Origin of the sequence: Longimicrobium sp. (genome assembly GCF_036387355.1) — a bacterium.
GTDB lineage: Bacteria > Gemmatimonadota > Gemmatimonadetes > Longimicrobiales > Longimicrobiaceae > Longimicrobium.
Genome location: NZ_DASVTX010000073.1, coordinates 1 through 9,564 on the forward strand (window position 1 = coordinate 1; position 9,564 = coordinate 9,564).

Annotated in this window: 10 protein-coding genes; 1 reads left to right on the forward strand and 9 read right to left on the reverse strand. The window is 70.8% G+C overall.

The genetic code is table 11. The annotated features are described in order from the left end of the window. The 9 genes from VF665_RS03400 to VF665_RS03440 form a co-directional block, all read right to left on the reverse strand. Positions 1–1,087, reverse strand: a 1,087-nt coding sequence (locus VF665_RS03400) for a hypothetical protein (protein ID WP_331051998.1), incomplete at its 3' end; no start/stop codon positions are given. Then, a complete protein-coding gene (locus VF665_RS03405) occupies positions 1,084–1,842 on the reverse strand; it encodes a class I SAM-dependent methyltransferase (protein WP_331051999.1) in 759 nt (252 codons plus the stop codon). The genes VF665_RS03405 and VF665_RS03400, both read right to left, overlap by 4 nt. Continuing rightward, the gene (locus VF665_RS03410; RefSeq protein ID WP_331052000.1) at positions 1,836–2,894 is read right to left on the reverse strand and encodes a GNAT family N-acetyltransferase; all 1,059 of its coding nucleotides are present in this window, start codon (positions 2,892–2,894) and stop codon (positions 1,836–1,838) included. The genes VF665_RS03405 and VF665_RS03410 overlap by 7 nt, the downstream gene beginning before the upstream one ends. After that, complete coding sequence (locus VF665_RS03415) at positions 2,891–3,940, reverse strand: glycosyltransferase (RefSeq protein ID WP_331052001.1); 1,050 nt, start codon at positions 3,938–3,940, stop codon at positions 2,891–2,893. Before VF665_RS03415 ends, VF665_RS03410 begins: the two co-directional genes overlap by 4 nt. Continuing rightward, positions 3,937–4,797 carry a PIG-L deacetylase family protein gene (locus VF665_RS03420; protein ID WP_331052002.1) on the reverse strand — a complete coding sequence of 287 codons (861 nt, stop codon included), beginning with the start codon at positions 4,795–4,797 and terminating at the stop codon, positions 3,937–3,939. Before VF665_RS03420 ends, VF665_RS03415 begins: the two co-directional genes overlap by 4 nt. Further along, positions 4,787–5,674 (reverse strand): glycosyl hydrolase, encoded by an 888-nt coding sequence (locus VF665_RS03425; RefSeq protein ID WP_331052003.1) that lies wholly within the window; start codon positions 5,672–5,674, stop codon positions 4,787–4,789. Before VF665_RS03425 ends, VF665_RS03420 begins: the two co-directional genes overlap by 11 nt. Further along, a complete protein-coding gene (locus tag VF665_RS03430; protein ID WP_414678071.1) occupies positions 5,671–6,459 on the reverse strand; it encodes a TIGR04290 family methyltransferase in 789 nt (262 codons plus the stop codon). The genes VF665_RS03425 and VF665_RS03430 overlap by 4 nt, the downstream gene beginning before the upstream one ends. Positions 6,460–6,496: 37 nt before the next feature. Beyond that, positions 6,497–7,312, reverse strand: coding sequence for a sugar phosphate nucleotidyltransferase (locus tag VF665_RS03435; protein ID WP_331052005.1), 816 nt, complete (start codon positions 7,310–7,312; stop codon positions 6,497–6,499). Between the two features lie 2 nt (positions 7,313–7,314). Then, a complete protein-coding gene (locus tag VF665_RS03440; RefSeq protein ID WP_331052006.1) occupies positions 7,315–8,421 on the reverse strand; it encodes a CgeB family protein in 1,107 nt (368 codons plus the stop codon). A 573-nt stretch (positions 8,422–8,994) separates the two neighbouring features. On the opposite strand from VF665_RS03440, the gene VF665_RS03445 reads away from it, so the two are divergent. Further along, the coding region (locus tag VF665_RS03445) for a hypothetical protein (protein ID WP_331052007.1) at positions 8,995–9,564 on the forward strand (570 nt) is incomplete at its 3' end.

The window sequence follows — 9,564 nt, forward strand, 5'->3', positions numbered from 1 at the left end:
TGCCGGGCGTCAGCACATGGACGCGCCGGTTGGGCCAGCGCATGCCTCCCCCCGCGCCGCCCGACGCCAGGTGCGCCCACTGCATGTGCCGGAAGTACTCGTCGTCAAACGGCTCCGGCAGCGTGATGCGCTTGTCCTTGAAGCCGTGGATGGGGCCGTGCTCCGTGTCCAGGTACGGGCGCATGTCGCCGATCTCCCCCAGCGCCTGCCGCACCAGCCGCCCCGTGTCGATGGCGCACGCCACCGTGTCGCGCGGGTCGTCGATGCTCCCTTCCATATAGATGTGCGTCGTCGCGAAGTCCAGCGACGGATGGCGGAACACGGTTTCCGCCAGCGGCAGGTGCGGCCGCCACCGCAGCTCCGGCCCGAACATGGACACGGTCTGCGGATGCGCGCGCCCGTACAGCCGCGTCTCCAGCGAGCGCACGTGGTCGGAAACTTCCGCGATGAACTCGTTGAACACGTCCACGCAGTCGTCGCGCTCGCCCGCCTGCGCGGGGTGGATCTCGTTCCACAGGTCCCACGCAAACACGGCCCCGCTTCCGCCCCACCGCTCCACCATGAACGTCAGCCGCTCCTTGATGGCGGCGCGCGTGTCCGGGCAGAGCAGCACCTGCCCCGGATGCGAGCACGGCCCGCCCTGGTGGCGGCTTACGGGATGGTGCTTGAAGCGCAGCCACATCCAGAAGGTGTCGTACGGCGTCAGCAGCAGGCGGATGCCGTGGCGCGACGCGAGGGCCAGCAGGTCGTCCCAGACGCGCACCATGTGCGGCTGAAAGGTGCCCAGCGGTTTTTCCAGGTAGCGGCCCTTGTGCGCGCACTCCAGCATGAGGCGCAGCACGGTGATCCCGTTTTCCGCCAGCCACGCGAGGTGGCGGTCCACCGCCTCCACGTCGCGGCGGCGGTACAGCGGGCCCAGTTCCGGCCACGTGAGCGCATCGTTGTAGCCCACCGGCGTCCACGGCGCGCCGGTCTCGTCCTCAAAGTATGGCGACCCCGGCGAAACGCGGATCCACGGCAGGTCCACCCCCGCCAGCGGCTCCGGCGGCTTTCGCGCGCGCCTCGTCTTCACCACGGTGCCACTCACGCCTTCTTCTCCGCCACAAAGAACATCCGCCCCGCCTGGTCGTCCATTCCCAGATCCGCCTCGGCGCGGTACATCCGCGCCATGAACCCCGCGTCCGCGAGCCATGCAAGCACGTCGTCGGCCTCGTAGCACCGCTCGTGCACCGTCACATCGGAGCGCCGCCAGGTGCCGTCCATCAACCGGAACAGCGTCACGTTCACCGTCCCCAGCCGCGCCTCCGCGTCGTATTCGCCGCGCATGATGGAGGCGTGGTCCTCCTCCACCGTGGTGAACGACTCGCCGCGCCAGTGCGCACGAAAGCTGGAATCGTCGTTCAGGTCGAACAGAAAGCGGCCGCCGGGCACCAGCGCGCGGTGCACGCAACTGAAGACCCGCGGCAGTTCGCCCTCGCCTGTCACGTGGTTGAGGCTGTCGAACAGCGACACGACCGCGTCCATGGGCGCATCCACGCGAAAGTCGCGGGCATCCGCCCGGGCGAACCGGGCACCGGGCGCCTCCTCCGCGGCGATCTCCAGCATTCCCGCCGAGCCGTCCAGCCCCGTGACGCGGAATCCGCGCTCCGCCAGCGCGCGGCTGATGCGCCCGGTGCCGCAGCACAGGTCCAGCACGCGCGCGCCGGGCTGCAGGTCCGCCAGAACCAGCCGCTCCACGGCCTCCAGCAGGCGAAAGGGGATGCCCTGGCTCCAGTAGCGGTGGTAGAACCACGCGAAGTCGTCGTATGCGGAGTAGGTCTCCGCCTCGGCTGCCGTCACCATGCGCGCTCCGGGGAGTCCGCGTGCAGAATCCGGATGCGGTGCGTCCGCTGGTCGGCCGCGCCCCAGTCGTACTTGTACTTTTCCTGCCCGCGCAGAAAGTCGAACTCCCGCGCACCTTCCGCCATCGCCTGCTCCATGGCGTAGCCCGCGATCAGCGTTCCGGGATTGTCGCGCCCCAGCCCGGGCTCGAACCCGCCCAGGTAGGCGTGCACGCGGCCGTGCCCGCCCAGGCCGTGAAAGATGGCCGCGAGCCGGCCGTCGAACCGCATCCCGTGCAGCCGCAGCAGCCCCGCATCCATCAGCCGCTCCGACGATTCGCGGTGAAAGCGCCGCATCAGCTCGCCCTGCAGCAGCCCGTCCTGCCCCTCCGCCGCCCAGCGCTCCTCGTGCAGGCGAAAAAAGGCGTCCACGAACTCGTCCAGCGTGTCCCCGTCCGCCGTCTCGAACGCGAGCGGGGCCTGCTCGCTCAGCCGCCGCTCGCCGCGCCGCAGGTTGCGCCGCAGCCAGGAGGAGCGCGCGGCAAAGAACTCCTCCGCGTTTTTCGCCAACGCCAGCACGGGGCAGAGCGACTGCGGCGACGCTTCCGCGCGCAGGCCGTCCGGCATGGGTGCGCTCAGCAGCGGGTCGCCCTCGCGGATCTCCTCCAGGTCGCACACGTCCCAGCGCTCCGCGTGTGCGGCCAGGTGCGCCAGGAGGGCGGCGGTGGCGCTCCCGTCGTCCGCGGGGTCCAGCAGCGGCCCCAGGTAATCCGTATTGGCGATGCCGACGGGCGAGACCTGGCGCACGGACGGGTCCGGGCCGGGGTGGATGAACAGCGGCGCGACTGCCGTCAGCCGCCCGTGCGCCCGCGCGGCGAGGGTCCACAGCGCCCACCCCGGCTGAGCGCCGAAGCAGTTCCACCACGGAACCAGCCACGCGGGATGCTGAAACGGCGTGGCGGCGGGGCAGCGCTCCCACAGTTCCGCCCACTCCGCGGCGAACGCCTCCAGCGCCTCCGCGGAGGTGATCTCCTCCACCGCGACCGACACGGATGCCGCCACGGCCGTGCTCACGCGATCACCTCCGCGCGGCGCGCCAGGCGCGCGTACGCATCCAGGTAGCGCGCCGCCGTCCGCGCGACGTCGAACCGCTCGCGCGCGGCGGCGCGGCAGATTTCCGGATCGATTTCCGCCACCCGCCGGATGGCGTCCGCCATCCCGGCCTCGTCATCCACGATGAACCCCGTCACGCCATCCTCCACCACCTCCGGCAGCGCGCCGACGCGGAACGCGATGACGGGCGTTCCGCAGGCGAGCGCTTCCATGGCCACGAGCGAGCTGGTTTCCGGCGCCGTGCTGGGGATCAGCAGGCAGCGCGCGGCACTCAGAAGCCGCCGCTTGCGGTCCATCCCCACCGCGCCGACAAAGCGGCGCGCGCCGTCCAGCCGCGGCGCGATCTGTTCGGCGAAGTAGCGCTGATGGTCGGGATACGGATAGACGTGGCCGGCGAGCAGGAGCGGAACGTCCGCCGCGCGCGCCGCGTGCAGCGCGTGGTGGAATCCCTTTTCCGGGCAGATGCGGCCCATCGCCATCGCCCAGCCGCGCTTGCGGGCGGGCGATTGCAGTCGGTCCACCGCCACGCCGTTGGGGATGGCGTCCAGCAGGGCGGCGCAGGGCGGGCAGTCCGCGCGCTGTGCTTCGCTCACCGGATTCAGCCAGGTGTCCGGGCGCGTGGGGAGGAAAACGTCCGCCGGATACCACGAGGGCGGCAGGTGCAGCGTCGCCAGGGCGGGGACGCCGGGGGGCGGAAGGTAGTCGTGAAAGTCGATGCCGTGCAGGTGGATGAGGTCCACCGGCCAGCGCAGCAGCGCCTCCGCAACCGCGTCGCGCACGGCCTGGTGCACCTCCGCGCGCGCGCCGTCCGTGATCTCTCCCGCCACCGCGGGGACGGGGACCAGCGTGCCCGCCACGGACGAGCCCGCCTGCGCGACGACGATGGAGGTGTGCCCGGCGCGGACCAGCGCGTCATCCAGTGCCCAGCAGACCTGCTCCGCGCCGCCGACGCTGTCCGCGCTCACTGGCGCGAACGGGTACGCGACGCTCAGCACCGTGAGGCTCATGCCGGCACCTCGATTACGCGCGCCTGATCCGCGCCGCCGGCAGGCGCGTCCAGCCCGAGTTCGCGCAGCGCATCCGCCGCGCGGGCGCGCCACGCGGCGCCGTCCGCCCAGCCGAAGACCTCGTAGTTCAGCCGTCCCCCGTGCGGCGGCTGGCGAAAATCGTACGCCGGCGCCGGGCGAAAGCGCTCCACGTCCACCGGGAACTGCGCGAGCGTGGCGGCCTGCGACGCGTGGCAGGCAATCATCCGCCGCTTTGCCGCCTGCTCCTCGTCGGAGAGCGCGACGGTGACGCCGCCCGGTTCCGCGCCCGGGAGCCAGGTGGAGACGATCATCCGCCCGTCCTCCGCGTGGTAGAGCGGGTACTCGACGATCGCCGGGCAGCGCCTTCCGGTTCGCGTCAGCAGCGCGCACGCGGCGTGGACCGCGAACGCGGCCGCGTCGTGGTCCGGGTGCCCGCCCTCGTACGCGGGGGCCAGCACGGCGTGCGGCTGCGCGGCGGCGATCTCCTCCGCCATCCGCCGCGTGATGGACACCAGGTGGTCCGCCGCTTCCTGGTCCGCCACCCCGAAGCAGGCGATGCGCTCCGCCCCGATCCCCACGACGGCGAGCGCCGCGCGCAGTTCGCGCCGGCGCAGGGCCGCGTAGCCTTCGCGGGTTTCGATGGACGGGTCGCCCCACCATTCCCGCCGGTGAGGTGCACCGTCCGTCACGCACACCAGCCGCGCGTCGCCCAGCCGGTGCAGCACGCCCCCCGCGCCGATCGTCTCGTCATCCGGGTGCGCGAACGCCACCAGCAGGCGCGGCGCGGGGCCGCCCTCCGCCAGCCAGCGCGTGAACGGATCGGCGCTACCGGGCATAGCGCCGCACCATCCGGGCGCAGAAATCCACGTACTCGTTGATGTCGCGCGGCGGGCTGGTATAGTGCGGCACCACGCCGCGGTGCTCCGGCGTGAAGCAGAAGGTGACCGTGAGCTCGAAGTCTTCCAGCGCCCGCATCTGCCGGTCGAACCAGTCCAGCGAGCCCGGGCGGTCGTCGTCGCTCCAGCTGAGCCCCGTCCGCAGCCGCTTGACTCCCATCTTTTTCAGCCAGCGGACGGCGTCGTCCAGCCGGTGGTCCTCGTAGTGGAACCACTGGCAGATGCCCATCTCGTCCGCGTGCTCGGCAAAGGCGTCCATGGCCGGCTTGGGGGTGCCGTCCTCGCGGATGAGCCCCATGTGAAAGTGCCGGAAGTACGACGAACCCTCGCGCTGCTTGTGGCGCGTGGTGGCCTCCCACGCGCCCGGCAGGTCGAACAGGCTGTACCAGTGCACCCGGTCCGACTGGCCGCGCAGCACGTTGGCCGTCCTGCGCAGCCCCTCGGCCTGCACCGCGTCGCCGGCGAAGGTGCTGATCCCCACCTCCGTTACCCAGACGGGGAGGTCCGTCACGGCGCGCACCGCGTCCAGCCGCTCCGGCCAGTCTTCCACCGCCCACAAGTTCCAGTCCAGCGGAAAGCCGTGCACGGCCACCACGTCCATCGCCTCCAGCACGCCCTGCCCCTTCATGTTGCCGATGAAGCGCGGGTCAATGGGCGAAACCCCGCCCAGCACGCGCTTTACGTGCGGCGCCTCGGCGTGCACCGCTTGGCCCGTGGCGCGCGCCATCTGCGCGAAGGTCCGCCAGCCGGGATCAATCCCGAAGTCCCAGTGCGACGTGTTGTTGGGCTCGTTCCACACCATCACCGCTTCGATCACGGACGCGCGCCTCCCCGGGCGGGGTACGCGGCGCGCGGCTCGTCGTCGGTGATTTCGGCGCGGCGGCAGAGATACACTTCCTGCTCCGGGTGCTCCACGATGTCGAAGCCCGCGCTGCGCAGCATGGCCTCGGCGCCCGCCGCGTTGGGCACCCACCAGTTGGTGGGGTCGCCGCAGTAGCGCTTCTCGATGAAGTACATCTGCGGGTAGCCGGGGCGGCCGAAGTGGTCCTGCTCCCAGAACTCGTAGTCGCCCCTGACCTCGTCCACCTCGGTGGCGCCGCGCTGCATGCTCTGAAAGAGAAGCAGGTCGCCCACCACGTGCTCGTGCAGCAGGTCCAGCGCCAGCAGCGGGTGGCGCAGGTGGTACAGCACGCCCATGAAGATGACGAAGTCGAACTTCTCCCCCAGCTGCGCCACGTCGTACACGGAGAGGTTGCGGAACTCGATCTCCAGCCCCTCCACCTCGGCGGCGAAGCGCGCCTGGTTCAGGTACAGGTCTTCGCTGTCGATGCCCACCACGCGGGCCGCGCCGCGCCGCTTCATCTCCATGCTGTAGAAGCCGGCGTTGCACCCCACGTCCAGCACGCTCTTCCCGGTCAGGTCCGCCGGAATGGCGTGCGCGAACGAGCGCCACTTGATGGCGGGGTAGTCGCCCAGAAAGTGCTCCGGCGCGGTGCGGACGCCGCGCAGGTTCAGGTTGTGGAACCACGGGCCCAGCTCGCGCACGCGGCGCTCCAGCTCTTCGGTGCCGTCAGCCAGCGCGGCGTTGGTGGTGGACGAGATCAAGACCGATCGTCTCCGTTGGGGGTGTGTCCCGGCTTCAGGTCAGCGCCAGCGCGCCGCCCGGTGTGTGATCCGACTGAATGGCCTCGCCCAGCGCGCACAGGGGCGCGGGCCCGCCATCGGGCGCGGGGCGCAGCGACAGGGCCTGAATGGCCTCGCGGTAGCCGTGCAGCGTCCCCACGTCCACGTACGTTTCTCCCGCGCGCACGGCCCGGGCCTCGCCGCCGGTGGCCAGCCACGCGTTCACCAGCGTGCCGATGTACTCGTCCTGCCGGCCGCGCTCCTCCCACAGCTCGTGCAGCTCGCCCAGCACCCAGCCGGGGAGCTTGAACGCGCCCCACACCCAGTGCGTGGCCGCGCCGGGCTGCTTGACCTGGATTTCCAGCACGCGCCCGTCGTCGTCCGTCACCACGGCGTCAAAGAACTCGGGGCGCTCCACGGGAAAGAGCAGGAACGAGAGCACGCCGTCCGGCAGCGCGCACAGCCCGTCCTCGGGAAACCAGACGGTGTCGGGCAGGCCCACCAGCACCTGCTCCTGCGGATGCACCAGCGGAAGCACTCGAAAGATGGAGTCGCACAGCCCCGACGGCTTGGGCTGCACGGTGTAGGACACGTGCGCCGAGCCGAATCCGCCGCCGTAGTACTGCACGATGTCGCTCTTGGCGGGGCTGATGACAAAGCAGATCTTGCGGGCCCCGGCGCGGATCATCCGCTCCACCAGGTACTCGCTCACCGCCTTGGGCCGCTCCGCCCCGTCGCCGTCCACGCGGCTCCCCACGGGGAGCAGTTCCTTGCTGAAGGCGAGGGGCTGAATGCGGCTTCCCGCGCCCGCCGCCGGCACGATTCCCCACATGGTCAGGCCTCCACAGCCAGGGGTTCCGCCACGGCCAGCGCCGGGCGAAGGGCGTCCTGCAGCACCGCTTCCAGGCCGATGACGCGCCGCTCCGACGTGTGCTCCGCCAGCGTTCTTTCCCGCGCGGCGCGTGCCAGGGCGGTGCGTTCGGCGTCCGTCATCTGCAGCGCGGCCATGGCGTCTTCCGTGCTTTCGGCCAGCACGATCTCGCGGCCCGGCGCAAAGAAGGTGTCCAGCCCCTCCCAGGTGTCGCTCACCACGGGGCAGCCGCACGCCGCCGCCTCGAACAGCCGGCCGCTGGGGCACCATCCCCATTCCGCCATGGCGCGCCGGGTGACGTTGAGGGTAAAGCGCGACGAACTGTAGAAGGCGGGGTGGTCCGCGGGCGGCAGGTGCTTGCGAAACCAGATGTTGCGCGTCCACGGAAAGTCCTGCGGATACTGCGCGCCGCCGATGAGGAAGCGCGTGTCGGGCATGCGCCGCGCGGGCTCGATGAACAGCCGCTCCAGCGTGGCCTGCCGGTCCTGGGCGTAGGTCCCCAGGTACGACAGGTCGGCGCGGTACTGCTCGTCCAGCGGCACGGGGCGGTGCACCAGCGGGTCCACGTGCCCGTACAGCGGCGCCACGCGGCGCGCGCCCAGCCGCGTCTGCAGGTCCGTGAGCGCGGTGCCGCCGGTGTAGCTCAGGACGAGGTCAAAGCCGCGCAGCCCGTCGGGCCCGATGTACGAAACCGGCTTGCCGGTGGCGAGCGCGTCCAGCGTAACCGGGGTGTCCAGGTCGTAGAAGCAGCGCACGGGCGCGGCGGACTCCAGCACCAGCGCCGTGGCGTCCAGCGCGTCGGCCTGGTAGCTGGTCACCATGGCCACGTCGGCGTCGGCCAGGTGGCGGCGCGCCTGGGGCAGCACGGAGGCCCAGTCGGGATACAGAACGAGCGTGGCGCCGTCCAGCCGTTCCAGGTCGCGGTTTTCCGCGTAGTACGGAACGTCTTTTTCAAAGAAGACGACGTCGTGGCCGCGGGCCGCCAGCGCGCGGATCAGGCCGCGCCAGAGCGTCGCGTGGCCGTTTCCCCACGATGAACTGACCGTAAGCCCGAAGATGACCAGCTTCATGCGGTGCGCACCGGGTGGGCGGAGCGCGGGTGCCGGGGTCGGCGCCCGCCGTCAACGATCCGGCCGCGCGAAAATCCCGCTCGGGCCGGAATACGAGGACCGCCGTAGCAAAGTCTGCACCGTACAAACCTGCTTCGTCCACCTTGTGCGCCGGGCGGCGCGGCAAGTGTTTGCGGGCGGATGAGTTGGAGAGGTGTAGCAGGACACGCCCAGAGTGGCTGGGGGAACGATCCGCCGCAGCAACGGCGCAAAGTCCCCCCGGACAGACGGGGGGACCTCACCTGTCGACAGCGGCCTCGTTCAGCGGCGGGGCGGGGGATGACCGTCCCTGAGCGGATGATTCCGGCGCTCCAGCACTCGTTCTGCCTCGCCGCGGTTGTCTCCTCTCCGGCCAGGGCTTCGCCCGCATCGAAAAATGGCGGGGATGGCGGCTGGCGTGGCGCGCAGAAAATTCGCATGTTTCAGCATCATCTCTGCATCGCCGCAATGGAGCAGTTTTCCGCGCGCTGGCTCGCCTGCGGCGGCCGCGATGACCCTCCTCTTCCCATCATCTCCAAGAGAAAGTCCCCGAAAATGAGGCTCACTGCTCTCGCCGGTGCGGTGTTGACGCTGTCGCTGGCGGCGTGCTCGGTAAGTGCCGCCCTCCGGTTCAGCCCGGAAGCGGCCGACAAGTCCGTGGGGTTGCAGTACGACGAGTTCAAGAACGAGAACACGCTGGTGGCCAACGGCATCTTCAGCATGCCGGGCAGTGCCATGTCTCCCGGCGAGCTGGTGCAGACGACCACCTCGTTCACCTCACCCGGCCGCGAGCCCAGGGTGCCGCGCGAGCTCGTGTTCGTCATGGAGACGCGCAGCTGGGACGGGTGGCAGTACCTGCGGAACAGCGAACTGATCTTTGTGAGCAACAAGGGCGACCGCGTGAACCTGGGCCAGGCGGTGCAGGACCGCGATGTGAGCGCGGGCGGCGGGATGGTGCGGGTGCAGGAGGTTCTGGCGTACTCCCTGCCGGTGGCTGACCTGCGGCGCCTTGCCGCGGCGGACACGGTTCGTGCCCGCGTGGGGAACAACGAGTTCGTCCTTCCCGGCGATCAGGCGCAGGTAATGGTGTGGCGCGCGCTGCTGCGCCGCATCGACGCCCTCCAG

What these genes read in the sequence shown, in the direction of transcription:
- VF665_RS03405 (WP_331051999.1), bottom strand. Translation starts at nt 1,842, where the DNA reads ATGGTGACGGCAGCCGAGGCGGAGACCTACTCCGCATACGACGACTTC.
- VF665_RS03415 (WP_331052001.1), bottom strand. Translation starts at nt 3,940, where the DNA reads ATGAGCCTCACGGTGCTGAGCGTCGCGTACCCGTTCGCGCCAGTGAGC.
- VF665_RS03440 (WP_331052006.1), bottom strand. Translation starts at nt 8,421, where the DNA reads ATGAAGCTGGTCATCTTCGGGCTTACGGTCAGTTCATCGTGGGGAAAC.
- VF665_RS03435 (WP_331052005.1), bottom strand. Translation starts at nt 7,312, where the DNA reads ATGTGGGGAATCGTGCCGGCGGCGGGCGCGGGAAGCCGCATTCAGCCC.
- VF665_RS03420 (WP_331052002.1), bottom strand. Translation starts at nt 4,797, where the DNA reads ATGCCCGGTAGCGCCGATCCGTTCACGCGCTGGCTGGCGGAGGGCGGC.